Consider the following 22,250-nt stretch of genomic DNA (forward strand, 5'->3'; position numbering starts at 1 on the left):
GACTTATCCATGACCATCCGTTATCGAAAAGCGACTATGCAGGATGAAAATGAACTATTTCACCTAGCTAAGCAGCTCGCTACGAGTTTTACAGTGAACCAAAAGGATTTTGCCAAGGTTTTACCAAGTCTGCTGCAAAACCGTGATGTTGATATTATCGTTGCGGAACAGCAACAACAGCTTGTCGGCTATGTGCTGGCCTTTCATCACCCGGCGTTCTATGCGAATGGAACAGTAAGCTGGGTGGAGGAGCTGTATGTGACAGAGGAATGCAGAGGGAAAGCTGTCGGAAAACGGTTGATGCAGGAAATAGAAGAGGCAGCCAAGGAACGTGGCTCAAAGCTTATGGCTCTTGCAACAAGGAGAGCGGCAGACTTTTATCAAGCAATAGGATATGAAAAATCAGCCACTTATTTTAAAAAGACATTTGCTGTGTCAAATAGTGAAGTGTAATGTGAAGTATGTTCATTTATCATGTGTAAAGGAGAAGCCTTATGCGTATCAAAACCAATAGATTACAAATACGCGAATTTGAAAAAACAGATTGGGAAGCTGTGTATCAATATACATCTGACCCAAAGGTAATGAAGTATATACCAGAAGGGATATTTTCAAAGAAGGACGCACAACAATTTGTTGTTAATAATAGAGGAGCTAAAGCAAAGCATTTTGCCGTAACAGCAATTGACACTAATGCAGTAATGGGCCATATAGTTTTTCATCCATACTTTGGCAGTCATACGTATGAGATTGGCTGGGTATTTAATTCTATGTACCATGGAAAGGGGTATGCTGCAGAAGCGGCTAAAGGTGTACTGGGATATGGCTTTATCCAATTGAACTTACATCGAATTATTGCAACCTGCCAGCCTGAAAATAAACCATCTTATCGAGTGATGGAGAAGATCGGCATGAGGCGAGAGGGATTTTTTAAGCAATGCATTCCTCATGGCGATGAGTGGTGGGATGAATATTATTATGCTATTTTGCGAGAAGAATTTTTGTGCGAGAAATAAGCGAGACAGATCAAAAGGCTAGCGTCCGTTATCCACATTTAGATTTTGGGATCTTAAAGGGGCGGACTAAGGGATAGTCGCACCAGAATAAATCTTATCGATTATGTCTCAAGGTATAAAAAAGGAAGTATTTCTCCAATCTCTTTGGGAGATACTTCCTTTTTCCCTGTCTTAAACTTGCCAAAGCGTAAGTGCTGTCATGTAAGCAGTATAATCGTTGCGGTCTTTATGAAAATTTCGGGAATTCTGTTTTCATTAAATCTCTCCATGCCTTTGGCAGGTTATTTTTTAGCACTGTATAAGGTGGAACACCAATTGCTTTATGTTGATTTTTTCCTAAAAGGGCTTTGGCTGTTGCGATGGCAACAGCTGTTCCCTGTTCAAAAGGCCTTTGTGAACTTAGTCCGATAACCATTTGCTCGTTAGCGAGGTAGGAGGCAATTTTGTAATCAAGATCGGTTGTTGAAATAACAATGTCTTCTCGTTCCATTTCTTTTAATGCTTCAATTGCTTTCAGCGCAGGCCTGTCCCAAGTTATATAAAGTCCTTCAATTTCAGGATGTTCTTGGATCATCTGTTTGCAAATATTATAGGTATTTTCAATACTTACAAAATCTTTATGAGCGACAATATCAATATTTAGATTATCGTTTAGCACTTGTTTCGCAAAGAAATCTCGCTGTTTCGTTGCAAAAAAAGGAGTTCCATGTGTCAGCATACCTATTTTCACATTATTTCTTGTTTTAAAATGATTGGTCAGTATTTTGGCAGCGTTTTGCCCGTTTTCTCGTTCATTTACTGATACCCAACAAGCATAATCATCTGCTCCAAAACCCTTAGGCATGTTATTAATTAATATAAGTTTGGTTTCTTTAGATATTTTTTTAAAGGTCTTAGTGGTTAATTCCTCGTCTGTAGGGACTGCTATGACTGCATCAGGTTGTTGGAAAATTAGGCTTTCTAATTGCCTGTTTTGAATATCGGGATCAAAATGGGCATCAGAAACTGTTAATAATCGTATTCCATACCTTGTCAGTGTTTCTTTGATTGCTTGTTCATGCAGCTTTGTCCATTGATCCCCACTATAATGGAAGGAAATGGCGACTTTGTAATTTCCTTTTCTCAAATCTTCAATTTCCTCTTCTGTCAACACATTTTGTTCTGGATAAAAAACCTTTTCACCAAAAGGACCTCTAGCGATATTTTGGGTCGATTTTCTAATATTTAATTCAACAGGTACTAATTTGTGTATAGGTTTATGTTGTTTTTCATTATTTATTTTGCTCAAGATTAAGTGGGCAGCAAATTCTGATAGTTTATCTGTGTCTTGTTTCAAATTGGTTAAAGGTGGTGAAATACGATTACACCATTCATTATCCCCGAAGCCAATAATGGATATATCATTGGGGCATTCAATGCCGTTTTCTTCAGTAGATTCCAAAAGTTTTAATGTTAGTGTATTGTTGCCAGCGATATAAGCGGTGGCAAGCCCTTTTTTCATAAATGTATCTATGCTGGTATCTTTCTCTATAGAATCTAAATCAAAGAGGAATACAAATTCTGGTTGGAATTTAATATTGTAATCTTTTAATGCTTTCTTATATCCTTTCAAACGTTCTTCTGCTGTAGTAGGATTCCCTGATTCTAATAATAATGATATATTCTCATGCCCGCATTTAATTAAATGAACAGTGCTCTGATACATAGCATCAACATTATCAGAAAGAACCGTATCGGCTGAATGATCAGAAAAAGCTCGTTCTAGGCAAACAAAAGGAATTTCTGATTTAAATAATTTCTCATAATCCTGTGATTTATTGGAGGCAGGAACCAAAATGATACCAGCTATTCTACGGTTAGATATTACTTCATTAAGGATATGCTTCTCTCTTAAGCAATCACCATAGGTAATGTAAGTCGCCATCATATAGCCCTTTGCATTTAGCAAATTTGTGATATTTACTGCTAATTTGGAATAAATAACACTAGTCATATTCGGGACTATGAAGGCTATTTCAGCCCCTTTCCCAGTTTTATAATGTTTTATTTTTTTGCTTTCTAGTTTTGTTATATAGCCGGATTCTATTATTGCCTTTTCTACCTTTTCCGTAAGGTCAGGATTCACATATCTTGTTTTATTAATGACATGTGAAACAGTTGCGATAGAAACTCCGGCTAAGTCGGCAACATCTTTAATTGTGGCACTCATCTTATCAACCTCGCCTCATATATCTGCTAATTTTGTTTTTATTACAAAAATTTATGTATAAATAGGTATCAATGGAAAAATTCCTATGTGGATTTATCATACACTAGATTTTCTATAGGGTAAATCATAGTACTCGTTAGGCATGTTTGGTTAAAAAAATAAATAATTCATAATAATTTTAACACAAAGCAATTAAAAAGAGAGGTTTTTATTTATTTTTTTAAATATAATTGACTTATTGAAAAATAAATGCTAATATTTACGTAAATTAATAGAGATTAAGAGTTTTATTTACTTTTTTATCATATTTAAGTTAAAAATAATGGAAAAATATAAATTATTTAACTGGAAATCTGATTTATATTTGAATAGAGTGAAAACCATCGTGGATGTTTTGAACACGCCCTTTAAATGAGACTGGAGATCTGTTATTAAATTTTTTTAATGGCAGATTACTAGCCTTATTTGTAATCGATTACATTATTTTAGAACAGAAAGGATGAACTATATGAAAAAGTGGCTAGGGCTATTTGTTTTGTTATTTCTAATTACCGGTTTAACGGCATGCGGGGGAGAGGCTGACGAAGGAACCAATCAAGAGAATGGAGAAACAGATGATAAAGGCAAAGTAAGTGAAATTTCTGGCCCATTGACGGTAAACCCGGACATTCCAGATATGGAAGTGTTAGACATTGGTCCGAATGGCGAAGAAGCAGGTTCGATTAAAGATTTAGAATTATCAGAAGAAGAACTGAAAGAAATAAAGGATGGCAATTATACAGCAGCAATAGTCATGCATTATTCAGGGACTGATTATATGAAAGCAGCTGTTAATGCTATGGAAACCACTTTTGAGCAGATGGGCATCGAAGTCATAGCAGTAACAGACGCAAACTTTAGTGCAGAAACACAAGTGAACAATATTGAAAGCGTATTAGCTAAAGATCCAGATATCATGGTGTCTGTTCCAGTAGATGCAGAAGCAACAGCAAGTGCTTATCGAAGAGCGGTTGATCAAGGTGTAAAACTAGTATTTATGGATGGCGCTGCCAATGGTTTAGAAGCTGGTAAAGATTATATTAGTATCGTAACAGGTGATAACTATGGAAATGGCGTGGTGGCAGCTGAATTAATGGCGGAACAGATTGGTGAAGAAGGAAAAATAGGGATGCTCTATCACGATGTGAACTTTTTTGTAACCAGAAATAGGGCAGAGGCTTTTGAGGAAACCATCTTAGAAAAATATCCAAATATTGAAATTGTAGCTAAAGAAGGTTTTACAGATGAGAACACGGGGGAAGCAGTGGGATCAGCCATACTTACTAGAGATGGCGATATAGATGGTATCTTCGCTCCTTGGGATGTACCAGCTGAAGGTGTGATGTCTGCTGTGCGAACGGCAGGGAAAGCGGATCAGGTTGTCATTACCACAGTTGATTTGGGGACAAACGCAGCCATTTCTATTGCTGCAGATGGTCCGATAAAGGGGCTAGGAGCACAATTGCCATATGACCAGGGAGTTGCACAGTCTATGCTAGGCGGCTATGCTGTTTTGGATAAAGAGGCACCTCCATATTTAGTATCGCCGGCAATTAAAGTAACGAAAGAGAACGTATTGGAGAGCTGGGAGTTAATTTATGGTGAAGAAGCTCCACAGACTGTTCAAGACGCAATGGCTCAATAATACAAGTACTTATGGAGACTATTGAAAACGTCTCCATAAGTATCAAGGCAGGTGACAAATTATGAGTGAATTAGTGCTGGAAATGTGTAATATTTCTAAGTCGTTTAATAGTGTAAATGTGCTGAATAATGTAGGTTTTCAACTGAAAAAGGGTGAAATCCATGCGTTGATGGGTGGAAATGGTGCTGGAAAGTCTACATTAATGAAAATATTAACAGGCGTATACTCAGCAGATTCGGGAGAAATTTTAATTGAAGGTAAAAAGGCAGAAATAAATAACTACAATGAAGCAATTGATCATAAGATATCAATGATTTTCCAGGAATTTAGTCTAGTCCCTACTTTAACAGTTGCTCAGAATATATTTTTGAACAGAGAAGATAAGACGAAGCTTGGTTTGATAAATGACAAAGAATGTATAAAAAAAACTGCTAAACTACTGCAAGAATTAGGTGTGGACATTTCTCCAGTAAGTATAGTGCAGGATTTAGGTGTAGGTTTTTGGCAGATGACAGAAATTGCCAAATCATTATCACAAGAGGCAAAGATTTTAATAATGGATGAACCTACTTCTTCCTTAACAGAAAAAGAAACAGACGTTTTATTTGATTTTATGGAGAGACTCAAAAATAAAGGTATTTCGATTATATATATTTCACATAGAATGGAGGAAATTTTCAAGATTTGTGATCGTATCACTGTACTGCGAGATGGCGAAAATATCATTACAGAGGATTGTGAGAATACGGATCTGGATACGGTTATTAGTCATATCGTAGGGGGAGAAGTGGCATCATTTGAATGGAAAGAGCGTGATTACTCATTAGAGGCTCCGCCGTTATTACAGGTGAAAAATTTAAATGTTAGTAACCAGCTGGAAAATATCGAATTTTATATCCAACCAGGCGAAGTATTAGGGGTTGCCGGTTTAATGGGGAGCGGCAGAACAGAATTAGTAAGGGCTTTATTTGGCATCGATCATAAAGACTCAGGAGACATTTATATTAATGGAGAGAAGAAACTGATTAATAACCAGCAAGATGCTATTAAAGCTAATATGGCATTATTACCAGAAGATAGAAGGGTGCAAGGGTTGGTGCTTCAGCACAGTGTCAAGGATAACATGGTATTACCGATTATCGATAGAGTAAAGAAAGGCTTGCTAGTAAACGAAAAGATTGCCAATAACATTAGTAATGAGTATGTTGATAGATTAAATATTAAAACAGATAATATCTACAAACAAATCAGCTTATTATCTGGCGGAAATCAACAAAAGGTAGTATTAGCGAAATGGCTGGCAACCGAGCCTGATATTTTGTTGCTAGATGAACCGACTATCGGGGTGGATATTGGAGCAAAAACCGAAATTATCGAAATTATTCGATTGATGGCAAACAGCGGAAAGGCAATATTGGTGATTTCATCCGAATTAAATGAGTTATTAGCTGTAAGTGACAAAATAATGGTAATGCACAAAGGGAAGATTAGCAAAACAATAAATAGAAAAGACATAGCTTCAGAGGAGGAAATACAGTATGCAATCCAAGGATACTAATCGTGCGCAATCTACGATGGGGAATATCTTTTCTAACCTAGATTGGCGGAACTATATTGTCTATATAGCCTTCATCGGTATAATTATTTATTTCGCTGTCACGATCGGCGATCAAGGTTTTTTGACAGTAAATAATTTATTAAATATTGCACGCCAAACCGCTATGATAGCTTTGATGGCATTAGCGATGACATTCGTTATCAGCAGTGGTGAGATTGACTTATCAGTTGGTTCGGTCACCGCCTTGGCGTCCTTAACAGGTGCCTTAGCAATCCAAGCTGGTTATGGTGTGATCGGCGGATTAGCTGCTGGTCTAGGTACGGGAGTAATAATTGGATTGGTTAATGGCCTGCTGGTCACACGTTTAGCGATCCCCTCCTTCCTAGTAACCTTAGCTTCCATGGAAGCCGTTCGCGGCATGGCTATGTGGATCACAGATACGGCACCAGTTACAATTGTAAACCCAACCTTTAATTATATCTTTGGTGCGGGGGATATTGGTCCGATTCCCATATTACTTGTTTGGCTGCTAGTATTTGTAGTATTTGCACATATTTTATATAGAAAAACGCCTTTTGGAAGACAAGTGTTAGCAACGGGAGGAAATGAAAACGCAGCCAAATTCTCAGGTGTTAATACCAAAAAGATTAAGTTGCTTGTTTTTATTGGAACAGGGTTTATGGCAGGTTTAGCAGGCTTATTATATGCCGGGAGAATGAATGCCGGAAGATTCTCCTTTGGTGAAGGCGATGAATTATCTGTTATAGCTGCGGTTATCTTAGGTGGAACAAGCTTGTTTGGCGGAACTGGTACCATTATTGGAACATTAGTAGGTGCCTTAATGATGGGAACGATCAATAATGGATTGATCATCATGGGCTTAGATGTTAGTCAACAAATGATCATTAGTGGAATAATCATTGTTCTTGCCGTTGCATTTGGAAAAAAACAGAAAAAAGCGTAAATCTGTAAGCTTCCTTGCCTGCAGTTCTAAGAGGAAACCAGGCTGGGCGGGGGCAAGGACAATTAGTCTCGCTTTAAATAATATCAATATTTTAGGAGGTTTTATAATGAAAGGTGTAATATTCCCAGGAGATAAACAAGTAGAGGTTAGAGAATTGGAAGAACCAACTCCTAATCTAGGAGAAGTAAAAATTAAGTTGAAGGCTTCAGCCATTTGCAGGAGCGACATGAGTTTATATTATGGAAATCCAGTGGTAGGAGGAGAAGCGACCAAATCGGGTACTATCATTCCTGGACATGAGCCTGCTGGTGAGGTGTGTGAAGTCGGGCAAGGTGTACAAGGCTTTCAGGTAGGGGATAGAGTTGCTGTTTATTTAGCTATTGGCTGTGGTGAGTGTGCCTATTGCAAAAGCGGGTATCGTATGTTTTGCAAAGACTGGAAATGTGTAGGGTTTGATAGTGATGGCGGGGATGCAGATTATATGGTAGTACCTGCTGAGAATTGCATGCGTATTCCAGATGAGATGGACTATATTACAGCAGCTGTTTCCACAGATGCCGTGGGCACACTTTATCATGCTCAGAAAAGATTAAATATTAATGGTCGAGATACTATTGTAATTTTTGGCTTAGGCCCAATGGGCGGAGCTGGTGTTATGGTTGCAAAAGGTTTGGGTGCTAAAGTAATTGCTGTAGATATGCTGGCTTCTCGTTTAAGCATTGCTGAAGAACTCGGAGCAGATTATCTGATCAATGGTTCTGAAACAGATGTAGTAGAGGAAATTAATAAAATTACCAAAGGAAAAGGTGCGGACGCGGCCATTGATTGTTCAGGCAGTTCATATGCAGAGAACAATGCACTTGATTGTGTAAGAGTACATGGCCGAGTAGCCTTTGTTGGTGAAAATAAGGAAGTTATGATTAATCCAAGTGAACAACTAATTAGAAAGCAAATCACTGTTATGGGATCATGGTATTTTCCAATCTTTGAATACGATGAAATCACTGCGTTTATCATCAGCAAAAAATTACCAGTGAAAAAATTAGTGACTCATACATTTAAGCTGGAAGAAGCAGAACTCGCCTTTAAACTGTTTGATGAACGAAAGACAGAAAAAGCAGTATTTGTGTGGGAATAGCAGCAATCCGATAATTCAAATTGATAAAGGAGAGGTTTTTAGTGAAAGGAATTTCATTTAATACATGGGCCTACAGCAGTTTCCCTGCGTGGGTACCTTCTTACCCATTAGAAGAGGTTATTAAACGGTTAGCCTATTTTGGCTATGATGGAATAGAAATAGGCTGTGCAAGCCCGCATGCTTGGCCAGAATATTTATCAAACAACAGACGATCTGAAATCTTAAAGTTATTAAAAACAAACAACTTAGATGTTGCAGCTATGCTTCCTGCCCCTGGTGGAGGCCCCGGTATGAATACGGCTTCGCCATTAGCGGAAGAACGCAAATATACTATTAATCATTATAAAGATGTTATTCGGTTAGCCCATGATTGGGAGTGTCCAACTGTTATCTATATTGCAGGTTGGATTGTCTATGGATCTAATCAAACAGACGCTTGGCATTATAGTTTGGAGGCTATTAAAGAGATTGGCGAATTTGCCCAAAAAATGGGGGTAACTATGGCTATAGAGCCTACTGCATCAGACAGTAATTTAATTGAGTCAGCAGACGATGCACTATTATTAAGTGAACAAGCAGAATTAGATAATGTAAAAGTAATGTTTGATACTTTCCATGCATTATATCGAAATGAAGTGTCAAGTGATTATGTATACAAAATGCAGGATAAATTACAGCACATTCATTTAGCAGATTCGGACAGGCTGCCGCCTGGAGAAGGAGAATGTGACTTTCCATCCGTGCTTAAAGCGCTGAAGGATGTAAACTACGATGGTTATCTTTCTATGGAGGTAGGTTTCCATAAAAGGGAGGCAGAACCAGATTGGTATGCGCGAAAATCTATCGAATACCTAAGAGCAGAACTCGGTAAATAACGATTTAAATAGAAAGAATAAAGTAACGGGAGTGAGCTAATGGGCTTGAAAGTAGGGATTATTGGTTGTGGATCTATCACTCGTTTTCGTCATGCACCAGAATATGCAGCTAACCCATTTGTAGACAAGCTAATTTTTTATGATAGAAATATGACGAGGGCCAAAGACCTGGCTGCAGCCTTCGATGGTGAATATGTAGAACAAGTGGAGTCACTATTTTCTGACGAAGAAATACAAGTGATTAGTGACTGTTCTTCTAATGAATATCATGAAGTGTATTCTACTCAAGCTTTATTAAGTGGGAAGCATGTTCTATGTGAAAAACCTATTTCCTTAAGTATTGCAGGGGCAAATAGAATAATCGCTGCGCAAAAGAAATCAGGTAAGAAATTAATGGTCGATCATAACCAGCGTTTCAGCAAGGCACACATAAAAGCAAAGGAAATCCTTGATAAACAAGAGCTAGGTAAAGTATTGTCTTTTAAGACCACATTCGGTCATAGCGGACCAGAGAATTGGAGTGTCAATAAATCTAATTCTACCTGGTTTTTTAAAAAAGACAGGTCTGGACTTGGGGTGGCAGGAGATCTTGGTATACACAAGATTGATTTGATTCATTATCTATTGGATGACAGAGTGACCGAAATAAGTGCATTTCAAGGCGTATTAGATAAAGTGGATGATAAAGGAAATCCAATTGAAGTTGCTGATAATATTGTGTGTACATTGAGGACGAAAAAAGGCTGTCTAGGTACAGCAGTATTTTCATGGACATATTATGGCGAGGAAGATAATAGTACTACCATCTATTGTGAAAAAGGTATGATTAAGATTTATGGAGATGCTGACTATTCATTAAAGGTTATTACGTTACAAGGTGAGCAGATTCTGTATCAGATAGAAGAAATTCAAACTAACACTAATCAAACAAATAGCGGTGTAATAGATTCTTTTATCGATAGCGTTGTACATGATAAAAAAACGGCCGTAACTGGCGAAGATGCTTTAAATGCATTAAAAGTTATTCTAGCAATCTTGGAATCAGCTGAGAATCAATGTATTGTCAAGGTGGAATAATGATATGTGACAAAAGATAAACATGAGACTTGACGAATTTGTATAGTGTTAAAGATAAAAATTACTGTTAGCCTGTACTGCTGGCAGAAAAGAAATTTTTTTTAAAAAAACCTATAGGCTCTTGGACAGTATTACTTACTGTTCAAGAATGCCATTTCCTTCAAAAGATCGCTCCTATGTTAGACCCTCTTTTCCCTTTAAGAATTGATAAGCCCCTTAACCAAATCCTTTCTCTATTCTATGATAGAATAAGAGAAAGGTGGAGGTGTATATCCCTTGATACCAATAGAATGGAACGATTATTTAAATAACTATATTTTATTAAAACATGAAACATTACATGTATTAGATGCTGTAGAGAATAAGGATATGATAGAGGTTGATGTTATCAAACGAACGGTTCGGACGAGGCGAACTACAGCGAAGCTGACATTTGGTTTAACCGATAGGGGCAAACCTCCAGAAAAAGTGGTGAATCTATTTCCTAGTCCGTATGCAAGACGGCAGTTATCGCTGACAGATGAGACGTACGAATGGATGCGGAATGGCTGGGTAATTAGAGAGTATCGTCTGGGAAAAGATGAACGGACGATCAAAAAGGAACAATACCGTATGGGTCTTGCCTTATTTCAATATCAGCAAAAGTTAGGCTATCAAAAGGAACAAGATAATAAACAACAGCTGACAGAGTGGATTAATGCATGGCAAAAAGTCCAACATGCTAGCACAAAGGGTGTTTCGCAGCGAACCGACTTACTAAATCGACTGGCGGATCAATTAGCATTACTTGCTGAAGAGGCACAGTATGCTATCGACCATAATACGTATCGATTCAAACAATTGAATGCCAGTTGGCGACTAAAGAAGCAAGTGACTTTTCTCCATTTCTTGCTAGCTTTATATCAGATATCCGCTGCTGAATCTCACTTTGATTGGAAGCAAATTGGTGCACGTTATTACCGTGTCATAGGCGGATCTAAGATGTTTGATACTTATAAGAGGGAGTTTATTGAACAGGCAGAACAGTTAACAGAACGACCGTTACAGTTATTTGGCTTAACTAGTTTGGGTTCTATTACACCGATCTATTTTACTGGGTCGATGCAGGGAAGAAATGCCATCTATCAATTTGGCAGTATGCATGCGACGACAGATTTAGCGGTGTTTACGGATCAATTTTCAACGAATGCGGACGTTTTGTGGCTGGTGGAAAATAGAGGTGTGCTGACAAGAATGGCCTATGAACAGGACTTTGTAAAAGAATCTAATAGTCTTGTGCTAGCCATGGATGGTCAGTTGCGGTCTGCCCATCGGCAATTGATTCATGATTTAGCAGCTTGTGTACAGCAAGTTATTATTTGGACAGATGTGGATGAAGCGGGTTTGGTGATTGCAAGAGAGGCATTCCAGCTTACACTCTCAAGCCAGATAATTATCAAATGGGTAGTACCACCGTTAGAGACAGTGTCCAGCTTCGAACAATTTGAGGCACGATATCAACAAGCCATTCGATCTAGCAAAGAAGAACAGGAGCAAGAAATTGGAGGGGTACAGCAATGGAAAACATGGATCAAAAACTGATTTCTGTGTTTGAAATGGATAGTGATAAACCAGAGCTGCTTCAATCGATGCGCGATATTGTTGCTTTTTCTGGCGTATTAAAAGAACTTAGTGATAAAGATTATTTTCAGTCACCCACTCAAGTGTTAAGGTTTCTAAGGGTAATCCATCTGATTAACTTAGAGGCACTTGGCATGAGCGATCCGATTGAAGATGAAGAACAATTATACTATCGTTACCGCCACTTATACGGATATGATGAGGAGATCACACTTGGCTTTATTAAACGACTTATCTATGTGTTGGGGAAATATAATTGGATTACGAAAACAGCGAGACGTATTAAGATGCGCGATGTTGGCAAGCGAATGATGGATGTGCTGATTCGGCTGGCTAATGATTCTCTTGCCTATTATTTAAACGACGAGGTCGCTCGCTCCCTTTTCCAAGCAAAAAGGGATGCAGAACTAAGTGAGGCCTATGATGATAAAGGTATATCTGGCGGAAATAAGCTAGCCAGTATGATTCGAAATGTGGAAGAGGCAGTGGAATTACTGGTTGCAAGGGAACTGGAGTATTTAGCAGACCGGAATGCGCTGACACAAGTGGAAGTGATTCATCAATTAATGCAAGAGTTAGAAGGTAAAATGGAAGAAAGAATCGCCAAGTTTGAAACCTTGGATCAGGAGCTTGTTTTTGCGACGATTAAACAGCGGGGAACAACAGCGATTAGTGAAGGAACAAAGTTCAGTTTGGGTACGATCAACAAAATTTTGAAGTTTGCCCATTTGCAAGAAACCGATGTGATTCATGCGATTCACCCAGAGCTGCTCCGTCAATTTATTGTGAGTACCTTTAAGCCTCCATTAGGATCAGATATTCCCGATGCCCACCAGATACTTAGTTTCATGGAACAGGGTCAGTATGAAGAGGAAGAAATGGATGGGATTTGGGTACCAGTCAAATTTGCCAGCCCGATTTCACCGATCACGATTGATGAGGGCATTGATTATTTGGAAAACTATCAACCGATTACAGAAGATATTGAAGAAACCATGGAGGAAGCGTTTCCAGAATTAGATGAAGTGATGGAAGATCAATTAGAGGAATTAATGGGTGACTCCAAATGGCAGATGACGAAACAGATGATTCATACCGAACAGCTGGAAAATTATCTTGAGCAAGTGGAAGAAGCAGGGTTAGATGAGTTAATTGTGAATGCTGGATCATCGAATTGGAGTGATGTATTAAATGGCTTAATTGGTGTATCGGCACTTGCCGCCAATAAAAAGGCAGATATCAACGAAAACGCAAAGAAAAAACTCGTTCATGACACAGCTGATCGAGATTGGAGGTGGGCAGACAATGAACAAGGAACCTATGGCGTTCGAAAACGAAGAAGAGAACGATAATACCAATCCGTTGACCGCCTTACAAGCGGTGCAAGGTTATTTAGCAAAGGGGGAAGAGCTAGCATTTATGCAAATCTTGTTTTCCTCTTCTGCTACGATTCGGAGGGGGAATTTTGGCTTGTCCCGTAAAGAAGTCGAGAAATTATTAGATATTACCGGTGATGATGAGGCCTTTGATTCCTTTTTAAAACGAGTAAATGCAGCAGTCAGCCGTTATTTTCAGGTGATCTATGATGAGAGAAGGAATCAAGTGGTGGCGCTGATGCGTGTTCCTGCTAAACAAGCAAGAAACGTACTGAGCAAGGAGAGCTTGGCCATCCTGATGTTTATCTTTTACCATCAAGAAGTATTACAAAACGAGTACACCTTGTTCTCACAATTGATTCAAAGCTTTGGGCATGAATCATTACAAGTAACTAGAAAGATCCAAGCTAACTTAGATCCTTTGAAGAAGATCGGAGCCATCGAGAACTATGAGGCTGGTTCCAATGAGGATGCCTATCAACTAACAGCTATTGGTGTCCACCTTTTTTCTGATTCTTATCTGCGCCGGTATACCGAGTTTAGTCAATCTAATCAGCTTCATATGGATGATGTGCTGCGATTTTTCAAACGATATAACTTGAATGGAGGGGTAACTGATGATTCCTTGGAGGATTAGATTTTCTGGGATTCGTGATTATACACCAACTGTGATGGACTTCTCTGATAAAGATGATCATATTCTGATTTCCGGACCGAATGGAGCTGGTAAGTCCACGGTTACTTTTTGTATGGGTGGTGTACTTTATTCCAGCAAGGTAGATGTGGAAGGGCTAAAATCGAACAATCTGCCAACTGGTCAAACATGGCGGGCAAAGATCGAACTGCTTTTTAAAAATGATGGAAAAGTGAAAATGGATGCCCCATTGTTTGTCCAATTTCGCTTAGATGTGGAACAAAAGCCTGGTGAACCGGTAAAAAAGGAATTTTATATTGAAGAGGGAGATACCATTGATCAATGGGAACGGTCGACGAAATTCTCATCGGGGGGCAATCTCAATTTTACCGAATATAAGAATCAAGTGTTGTACAAGTATGCAGTGGATCCAGATGCCTTTTATTTAATCTGGTATCAAAAAGAAGTGAATCAATTTGCTGTCATGCACCCAGAAGAACGTTTTCGCATCTTTAGTGAGATGAATGGTATTGATAAGATTCAGAAAAACTGGGAAGAAAGTAAGGAATTGGTCAAGGAAACGGAACGAAGCTTACAAGAGGCTGAGAGTAAGCAAGGTCTTAATAAATTGCAGCTTAAGCAAAAGAAAACCGAATTGGACCGCTATTATGATCGTAATCGCAGGCTGGAGGAAAGTTTTAAAGAATATGGTACCGCTTTGAAATGGCTGGAACACTATCACCTTCAGCAAATAGACCAATTAAAAGGTCAGATCGGCGAATTAACGGAAACGAAGCAAGAGACAGTCGATAATATCAAAGACTTGGAAATGGAGCATATCGATCAACAAGAACAACAGCGAGTGTTTCAAAAGAATCTCGCGGAACTTAATGAACGCAATCAGGCATTAGAGCAAGAATTAGCGCAGCTAAATCAGCAGTTAAAAGACAGGCAGGAAAAACGCGAGGCTATTTCCAATGAAATCGTTGAGATTACTCGAAAAGTAGATCGTATTGGCATGTCGAAGGAAGAGGTGGAACAGACCTTAGCAGAAGCTGAGGAAAGGGCGAATAGGCTATCTTCTTCTATCCGAGAGAAAGAACAACAGGCGAGAGAGCTTTGGGATAAGGTAAATAAACAGGTAAACCAGCATATTGCTGCATTACATCAAGAAATAAAACAAGATGAAACCCAATTGAAGCGGGTAAGAGACCTCATCGAGACCTATCATAGCAGTAATGTCGTACAGACAGAAATGGATGAAAATGACCGTAAGCTGGACAAGCATAAAAATAGGGTCTTGGAACTGAAAAATAAAAGACAAGCGTTGGAGAAGGAATTAGGATACCTCAAAAAGAATCAGGTTATCAGCCCACGGCAGGAATCATCGATTACATACTTTAAGCAGCGCAATATAGACGTATATCCATTGCGTGAACTACTAGAACTCGATGAAACAGCAAAGCCTAATGATGAACTGTTATTTGAGACGATTAAATATACCCTTTTTGTAAATAAGAAGCACTTTCAAGCACCGAATGACTTATACCACGTGCCATTACCTGATATTGTGCCAGATAAGCTGATCAGTCATTTGCAAGACAAACATATCAAAGTAAAGAATGGTCTAGCAGATGATCATTATGCCTTTGCAGTCAAGGCGTTATGGTGGACACGGTCTTTCTTCGAGGCAGAAGAGCCAGTGATTCGACAAGGTTCTCTTGTTGATCGACGTGGAGTTCGAGGTCCTCAAGAGGCAAAGAAGATTATTTTGAGTGAAAAAATGTTAAAAAAACACCGAGAAGAGATCCAAAAAGAGTTCACAGTCACACAAGATACTATCGATAACCTTCAGGATACAATCAAAGCTTTGAATGAAAAGAACACGGTATTATTTAAGAGACGTGAAGCATTGAAAGATGCCGAGGCCGTTCTTACCCAGGAAAATGATCGGGAATTACGCAAAGAAAAGTATAGAAAGCTAGTCGCACAAAGAGATGAATTATTTGATGAACAGGCACATATTCAGTCAGAATTAAATGAAAAGAACACGTCTTTAGCTGAATGTAATCAAAAGGTAAGCACCTATCGTGCGTATCGAGCTACCTATCTTTTATATGAACAAGAGCAAGAGAAAATTGCTGAAGTACAGCGTTTGGATCAGGCGATAAAGGAATTAAAAAATAATAAACAAACCAAGAATAAACAGTTAAGTGAGTTAAGCAATTTGCTGGATAAACAAACTAGGGAAGAACGCCAGCTTATTCGGCACATCGAAGACCTGGCAGATCGTTTAAATGCCCGAGTTCGTGAGGTGGACCAATTAAAACGACAAATTGAAGACAGATCAGAGGAAAGAGTGACAAGTGAAGAGAGTTATATTGCGACACATCGTGAGCTGCAGCAGCTGCGAGTATCGGCAGCATATCCTTTAGAGGAGAGCTTACCTGAAATCACGAGATCAAAAGCAGAAGAGATGCGTGAGCGAGGGAAAACCATCTATGATCATGCTGTCCATGAATCTGGAATTGACGAAGCTGCTCCTGAGAATTACAGCAAAATGAAAGAAGAATATGAACGATCGGCCAATGAAGTGAAGAAATCGACTATGCTGCTAGAAGAACATCGGGAGCGGATGGAACGCTTTAAGGAAGATCTGGAGGATACCATCAATATGAAAATGATTGGTGTCAATCAGAAATTTGTTCATTATATGTCCTTATTCGGTTTTGAAGGGAAGATTGAATGGGATTATATCGTTAATCGACACGGACAAACCCGCTACAAACTGTATATTAAAGCAAGAAAAGAAGGACACCGCGGCAGATTAGAAGATGTCAGTGAAAAGGCGCGAGGTGGTAAAGTAGGAAAAGGTGTATCCGGCGGGGAGGAATCTCTGAGTTCATTACTGTTTGCTTTGGCGTTACTGCAAACCATTGAAGCTTCCCCAGGGTATATTGTGTTAGATGAATTTGACAGCGCATTAGATGAAGGACGCAAGGATAAAGTATTCGAATTATATGAACAAGAATTAAATCGCAAAATGATTATTCTTACGCCAAAATCTCATGAAGAAGAGTATTTATATCGCTTTTCAAAAGCTTATGTGGTTCATCATAATCCTAATGTTCCGAAAAGTACGGTATTTAAGGTGAAACGCAAAACAAGGCAGTATATAAGTAATGTGGAGTAACAAAAAGATGAAAAACGATCCTATCAGGAAAATTCCGGCAGGGTCGTTTTTTATTTGTTTAATGATAATTTTTCAGCAGCAGGCTGAGGTGTTATATAACTATACCTGAAATAGTTACAATGGTTCGAATAGTAGTATTACCAACTAGTCATTTATATTTGATATAATAATAGACAAATTATGAAAGCGTGCTCTAAACTGTAGTTGGGGAGTGATACTAAAAGATGATCAAAGCTTTTTCGTATAGCTGTGAAAGGCATAAACTACTTTTATTATTCAAACTGCAGAATTATTGGTCGATTAGGAATAGTACCATTAATTACGTAAAATAATGGTTAAAGATATCAAACTATTTTTTAATGAGTTGTGAGGTTTAATAACCTATATGTTTCTCTAGGCAAATAAGCGGATATGCTATAAGAGGATGTTCAAAAAGTACTCAAATAATAAGCGGCGGATCTCTGCGTTGACATGATTTTTCCGATACTCACGTATGTCAAAGCATACGCTCCGTTCGTAAAAATCATGTCGCCTTGACCTTCTTGCTTCTAATTTGGCACTTTTTGAACACGCACTATCAAGAAACAACCGTAAAGAAACAGAGGTGCTCAGATGAAAAATAATCTAAAGCAACAGCTCTCAATAGTCGAGGCAGAGTGCCGACGTCTCGAACAGGAAAATCGGCAGCTCAAAAACATATTAAATCAATATAATATTTCATTTGAAAGCAAGCAGAAGCAGTATAGTAGATATAGTGAGGAAATTAACCGAAGAATACATTTGTTTAAAAGCCTATTTAAAGGTAGGAATGATGTGTACGCTATTCGCTGGACATCAGAAAATGGTAAAGCAGGCTATTCACCAGCAACCGAGATAAATACAGATGGTGGTAATAGTAATTACTTACCATTAACAGATCATTCATTATATGATCATCTTACTGGAAAACAAGTAATGGGGATTTATCCACTGCTACTTGATAATACATGTTGGTTTTTAGCATTGGATTTTGATAAGGAAGGCTGGGAAAAGGAATCAAAAGCATTACTCCTCGTATGTCAAATATATCATATACCAGCTGCAATGGAACGATCAAGGTCAGGTAATGGCTGTCATATTTGGATATTCTTTAGTGAGCAGATTCCTGCTTCAACAGCACGCCAACTAGGCAGTTTTTTAATTAAAGAAACGTTAAAACATAATCAATGGTCTAGGTTGATTGCCTTTGACCGGATGTTCCCTGCTCAAGATACAAGAAAGACTAAAGGATTAGGTAATCTCATTGCATTACCTTTGCAAAAGCAGGCACGGAATAAGGAGAATAGTGTATTTGTTGATCAAGATTTCAATATGATTGATGATCAGTGGAAGTATATGCAGAACTTGCAAAAACTCAACCTGAAAAATATACATGGTATTCTGTCATTGGAAGAGACAGTTTCTCCATCAGCAGAAACTGTTAAACAGGAAGTTAAACCTCAACGTATCCATCTCACATTAAAGAATGGTATTTATATTAGTAAAAGGGAGCTTCAGTCTACTTTGTTAGATGAGATCACCAAACTAGCATCTTTCAGTAATCCTAATTACTATAAAGCCAAAGCACAACGCCGTTCTACTCATCAAATTCCTAGTGTCATTGATTGTTCAGAGCAGGGTGCAGAATATGTAATCATTCCAAGAGGCTGCTTAAATCCTTTAAAAGAATTACTGCAAGCTCAATCTATTGAATGGACCATACAGGATGAGAGTTATCAAGGCAAGTCTGTTTCTTTCGTCTTTCAAGGAGAACTGACTTTTCAACAGGAAGAGGCTTTGTCTAGCTTGTTAAAGACACCCAATGGTATTATAGCTGCGACGATGGGTTTTGGTAAAACTGTTGTTGCCGCTTCCTTAATTGCTCAAAGGAACGTCAATACCTTGATTATTGTGAATAGTAAACAATTATTGGAGCAATGGAAGGAAAAGCTATTGACTTTTTTAAATATAGAGGAGCAGCGTATTGGTCAAATTGGCGGCGGGAAGTATAAACCTTCGTATATCGTCGATATAGCTACGATGCAAACACTGAATAGAAATGGAAAAGTAAAAGACAGCGTCACAGAATATGGACAAGTTATTGTAGACGAATGTCATCATATTTCTGCTTTCAGTTTTGAAGCGGTACTAAAGAAAGTGAGAGCGCGTTATGTACATGGTCTCACAGCTACTCCATCAAGAAAAGATGGTCTGCAGCCAATAATGAACATGCAATGTGGTCCCATTATTTATAAATTAAGCGCCAAAAAACAAGCTAAAATTCGGCCTTTTCAGCATATTTTAATTCCAAGGTATACGATGTTTAAAAGCAGTTTAAAGGAAAACGAGAAAAGTCTCACAACATTAGGAACAGAATTGGTCAACCATCAAGAGCGCAATGAACTAATTTTTAACGATGTGTTAGCTGCATTGGATAAGGGCGCAACACCAATGATTCTAACCGAAAGAATTGAACATATTAAATTATTGAAAGCACTATTTAAAGGTTTTGTGAAAAACATTATTGTATTAAATGGCAATCTATCTTCTCAGGAAAAACAAAAACAATTAGATAGATTAAATAACATGGCAGATAAAGAATACTTAATTATTGCGACAGGTAAGTATATAGGCGAAGGGTTCGATCATGATAAATTAGATTGCCTATTCTTAGTCTATCCTATCTCATGGGGTGGTACATTACAACAATATGTTGGCAGAATTCACAGGATGCATCAGAATAAAACGAAAGTACAAGTATATGATTATATTGACCATCAGGAGCCATTGCTGCAATCCAGCTATGAAAAACGTTTCAGAGGATACAACTCATTAGGATATAAAATTCAAGGAGAGCGGGTTAATAGCACAGAACAAATGGAAATGTTTTGAACTGTATTGTCCGGATTATAAATATGCATTTACTGGTGACAAAAGTATAATTTAGAAGGAATAGATCGTTTTTACAGGAGGTGTGTTCATTGGATATAGAGAATTTAGTTAAAATGAACGAAAGCCAATATTTTGAACGGAAATCTGCTAAGATAAGTATTTCTAAATTAGCTGAGACAATTATCGGCTTTGCTAATGCGGATGGCGGTGTAGTTGTAATTGGGATACACGGTGGTGTGATGGAAGGCGTTGATGCCCAAGGAAATACAAAAATCAATGACTTTATCCAATCTGGATTTGATAAATGTGTACCATCGATTAGAGTAGATTATGAATTCTTAGACTTTGTGAAAGACAATGGAAAGACAGATAGGCTTTTATTATTAGAAGTTGAAGCGAGTGTTAATATCGTACATACCACAGAGGCTGATGTGGCTTTTTTAAGAGTTGGAGATGAAACAAAAAAATTAAACCACGAACAACGGGTTAACCTTGAGTACGATAAAGGCACCAGATTGTATGAAGATTCGATTGCTGAAGGATGTATACTGGAAGACTTGGATATAGATCTAATTAATGAGTACAAGGATACCGTTGGGTTTCAGAGAAAAAATTTATATCAATTATTGTTTGCAAGAGGTTTTGCCAAAAGAAGGAATGATGATTATCATATCACGATAGCAGGTGCTTTAATGTTTTCAAAGTATCCAACGGTTTTTGTACCAAGTGCAAAAATTAGGTTTATTCGATATGAAGGAAATAGTGCTGAAACAGGTACTAGAATGAATATTATCAAGCAGGAAGTTGTAGAGGAACCTATCCCAAAAGCAATTGAAAAAATAAAAGGTGTTGTGCAAAATCAATTGAGAGAATTTACAGCACTAGATGTTACAACAGGTAAGTTTATCACAGTGCCAGAGTATCCAGTATTTGCGTGGCAAGAAGCTATTATTAATGCAATTACACATAGAGCATATAATATTCATGGTGATGATATTAGAATAATAATGTATGATAATAGACTAGAAGTACACAGCCCAGGCAAGTTGCCCAGTATAGTAAATGTAAACAACATCAAGGAAGTTAGGTATTCTAGAAATCCTAAGATAGCCAGAGCTTTAACAGAAATGGGATGGGTAAGAGAGCTTGGCGAAGGTGTTAAGAGAATGTACGAGGAAATGAGTAATTTCTTTTTGGAAGAACCCATTTATCAAGAGGATCAACAATCCGTGCATCTGACTCTTAAAAATAACATTGTGATGAGAAGAATCAGGCGACATGAACATATTGATGCAAGAATAAGTGGGCAATGGGGTAAGTTAAGTCATGCCCAACAAGTAGCTTTGGAGTTAATTTATAGTCAAGGAAAACTACAGACTTCCATGTTAGCGGATAAATTAGGGAAAACAAAACCAACAGCAAGAAAAGTGTTAGATTCTTTAGTACAAGAAGGTTTCCTTAGAAAAGTTGCTACCTCGACAAATGATCCGGATCAATATTATGAAATGATCATAGATAATTAATAAAGTACACTTTTGTCTGGATATGCGACTTACAGAAGAAAATATATTGAAGCAGCTGACAAATGAATGATATAAGGTGGAAAGTAAAATAGTTTTGGGTAGAAAATAAATGCTGTAAGGTAGAAAATAAAAGGCATGGATAGAAAGTAAATGAGGCAAGGTGAGAAAGGGTATGAGGTAGAAAGCGGATGGTATGAGGTGGAAAATGAATGGTGTGAGGTAGAAAAAGGTATGGGGTAGAAAACGAATGGTGTAAGGTGGAAAAAAGTATGAGGTAGAAAATGAATAGTGAGGGTGGAAAACAAACCTCAGCAAGTAAAATTGATATGAAGTGACCTTCATACTAAGCTTTGCTTAAGAAAGATAAGGGGCTGTTGCGGGCTTGTCAAGAAAAGTGTGTAAGTTATTCTAAATACTTTAACACTCGTTCATTAAGATGGTCATGAATTAAGAACTGGTTCATGACCATTGCC

Annotated in this window: 15 protein-coding genes; 14 read left to right on the forward strand and 1 reads right to left on the reverse strand. The window is 38.0% G+C overall.

What is annotated here, in order from left to right:
- Positions 1-9: 9 nt before the first annotated feature.
- Both JOD18_RS12975 and JOD18_RS12980 read left to right on the forward strand, forming a co-directional pair.
- Positions 10-453 (forward strand): GNAT family N-acetyltransferase, encoded by a 444-nt coding sequence (locus JOD18_RS12975; RefSeq protein WP_204669464.1) that lies wholly within the window; start codon positions 10-12, stop codon positions 451-453.
- A 41-nt stretch (positions 454-494) separates the two neighbouring features.
- On the forward strand, positions 495-1,016 hold the full coding sequence (locus JOD18_RS12980; protein ID WP_204669465.1) for a GNAT family N-acetyltransferase: 522 nt from the start codon (positions 495-497) through the stop codon (positions 1,014-1,016).
- Between the two features lie 226 nt (positions 1,017-1,242).
- Here JOD18_RS12980 and JOD18_RS12985 read toward each other — a convergent pair whose 3' ends face one another.
- Positions 1,243-3,225, reverse strand: a complete 1,983-nt coding sequence (locus tag JOD18_RS12985; RefSeq protein WP_204669466.1) for a LacI family DNA-binding transcriptional regulator — start codon at positions 3,223-3,225, stop codon at positions 1,243-1,245.
- A 508-nt stretch (positions 3,226-3,733) separates the two neighbouring features.
- On the opposite strand from JOD18_RS12985, the gene JOD18_RS12990 reads away from it, so the two are divergent.
- From JOD18_RS12990 to JOD18_RS13045, 12 genes are all read left to right on the forward strand, one after another.
- The gene (locus tag JOD18_RS12990) at positions 3,734-4,909 is read left to right on the forward strand and encodes a substrate-binding domain-containing protein (protein WP_204669467.1); all 1,176 of its coding nucleotides are present in this window, start codon (positions 3,734-3,736) and stop codon (positions 4,907-4,909) included.
- Between the two features lie 61 nt (positions 4,910-4,970).
- Complete coding sequence (locus tag JOD18_RS12995) at positions 4,971-6,467, forward strand: sugar ABC transporter ATP-binding protein (RefSeq protein WP_204669468.1); 1,497 nt, start codon at positions 4,971-4,973, stop codon at positions 6,465-6,467.
- The gene (locus JOD18_RS13000) at positions 6,448-7,431 is read left to right on the forward strand and encodes an ABC transporter permease (protein ID WP_204669469.1); all 984 of its coding nucleotides are present in this window, start codon (positions 6,448-6,450) and stop codon (positions 7,429-7,431) included. Before JOD18_RS12995 ends, JOD18_RS13000 begins: the two co-directional genes overlap by 20 nt.
- A 106-nt stretch (positions 7,432-7,537) precedes the next feature.
- Positions 7,538-8,569: a zinc-dependent alcohol dehydrogenase family protein gene (locus JOD18_RS13005; RefSeq protein ID WP_204669470.1), complete on the forward strand. Its 1,032-nt coding sequence runs from the start codon at positions 7,538-7,540 to the stop codon at positions 8,567-8,569.
- 41 nt (positions 8,570-8,610) lie between these two features.
- Entirely contained in the window at positions 8,611-9,444 is an 834-nt protein-coding gene (locus JOD18_RS13010; RefSeq protein ID WP_204669471.1) for a TIM barrel protein, read from the forward strand.
- A 39-nt stretch (positions 9,445-9,483) separates the two neighbouring features.
- The gene (locus JOD18_RS13015; RefSeq protein WP_204669472.1) at positions 9,484-10,521 is read left to right on the forward strand and encodes a Gfo/Idh/MocA family protein; all 1,038 of its coding nucleotides are present in this window, start codon (positions 9,484-9,486) and stop codon (positions 10,519-10,521) included.
- 276 nt (positions 10,522-10,797) lie between these two features.
- The gene (locus JOD18_RS13020; protein ID WP_204669473.1) at positions 10,798-12,102 is read left to right on the forward strand and encodes a DUF2399 domain-containing protein; all 1,305 of its coding nucleotides are present in this window, start codon (positions 10,798-10,800) and stop codon (positions 12,100-12,102) included.
- A complete protein-coding gene (locus JOD18_RS13025; protein ID WP_204669474.1) occupies positions 12,078-13,493 on the forward strand; it encodes a hypothetical protein in 1,416 nt (471 codons plus the stop codon). Before JOD18_RS13020 ends, JOD18_RS13025 begins: the two co-directional genes overlap by 25 nt.
- A complete protein-coding gene (locus tag JOD18_RS13030; protein ID WP_204669475.1) occupies positions 13,447-14,154 on the forward strand; it encodes a hypothetical protein in 708 nt (235 codons plus the stop codon). Before JOD18_RS13025 ends, JOD18_RS13030 begins: the two co-directional genes overlap by 47 nt.
- On the forward strand, positions 14,135-17,344 hold the full coding sequence (locus JOD18_RS13035) for an AAA family ATPase (protein ID WP_204669476.1): 3,210 nt from the start codon (positions 14,135-14,137) through the stop codon (positions 17,342-17,344). Before JOD18_RS13030 ends, JOD18_RS13035 begins: the two co-directional genes overlap by 20 nt.
- 612 nt (positions 17,345-17,956) lie before the next feature.
- Positions 17,957-20,254 carry a DEAD/DEAH box helicase gene (locus JOD18_RS13040; protein ID WP_204669477.1) on the forward strand — a complete coding sequence of 766 codons (2,298 nt, stop codon included), beginning with the start codon at positions 17,957-17,959 and terminating at the stop codon, positions 20,252-20,254.
- Between the two features lie 89 nt (positions 20,255-20,343).
- Positions 20,344-21,777 (forward strand): ATP-binding protein, encoded by a 1,434-nt coding sequence (locus JOD18_RS13045; protein WP_204669478.1) that lies wholly within the window; start codon positions 20,344-20,346, stop codon positions 21,775-21,777.
- Positions 21,778-22,250 lie beyond the last annotated feature (473 nt).

Source organism: Gracilibacillus alcaliphilus, from assembly GCF_016909015.1.
In the GTDB taxonomy this organism is placed as follows: domain Bacteria; phylum Bacillota; class Bacilli; order Bacillales; family Amphibacillaceae; genus Gracilibacillus; species Gracilibacillus alcaliphilus.

Coding starts and splice junctions, on each gene's coding strand:
- JOD18_RS13035 (WP_204669476.1), top strand. CDS start 14,135: ATGATTCCTTGGAGGATTAGATTTTCTGGGATTCGTGATTATACACCA.
- JOD18_RS12990 (WP_204669467.1), top strand. CDS start 3,734: ATGAAAAAGTGGCTAGGGCTATTTGTTTTGTTATTTCTAATTACCGGT.
- JOD18_RS13005 (WP_204669470.1), top strand. CDS start 7,538: ATGAAAGGTGTAATATTCCCAGGAGATAAACAAGTAGAGGTTAGAGAA.
- JOD18_RS13015 (WP_204669472.1), top strand. CDS start 9,484: ATGGGCTTGAAAGTAGGGATTATTGGTTGTGGATCTATCACTCGTTTT.
- JOD18_RS13000 (WP_204669469.1), top strand. CDS start 6,448: ATGCAATCCAAGGATACTAATCGTGCGCAATCTACGATGGGGAATATC.
- JOD18_RS12985 (WP_204669466.1), bottom strand. CDS start 3,225: ATGAGTGCCACAATTAAAGATGTTGCCGACTTAGCCGGAGTTTCTATC.
- JOD18_RS12995 (WP_204669468.1), top strand. CDS start 4,971: ATGAGTGAATTAGTGCTGGAAATGTGTAATATTTCTAAGTCGTTTAAT.
- JOD18_RS13025 (WP_204669474.1), top strand. CDS start 12,078: ATGGAAAACATGGATCAAAAACTGATTTCTGTGTTTGAAATGGATAGT.
- JOD18_RS13030 (WP_204669475.1), top strand. CDS start 13,447: ATGAACAAGGAACCTATGGCGTTCGAAAACGAAGAAGAGAACGATAAT.
- JOD18_RS13040 (WP_204669477.1), top strand. CDS start 17,957: ATGAAAAATAATCTAAAGCAACAGCTCTCAATAGTCGAGGCAGAGTGC.
- JOD18_RS12975 (WP_204669464.1), top strand. CDS start 10: ATGACCATCCGTTATCGAAAAGCGACTATGCAGGATGAAAATGAACTA.
- JOD18_RS12980 (WP_204669465.1), top strand. CDS start 495: ATGCGTATCAAAACCAATAGATTACAAATACGCGAATTTGAAAAAACA.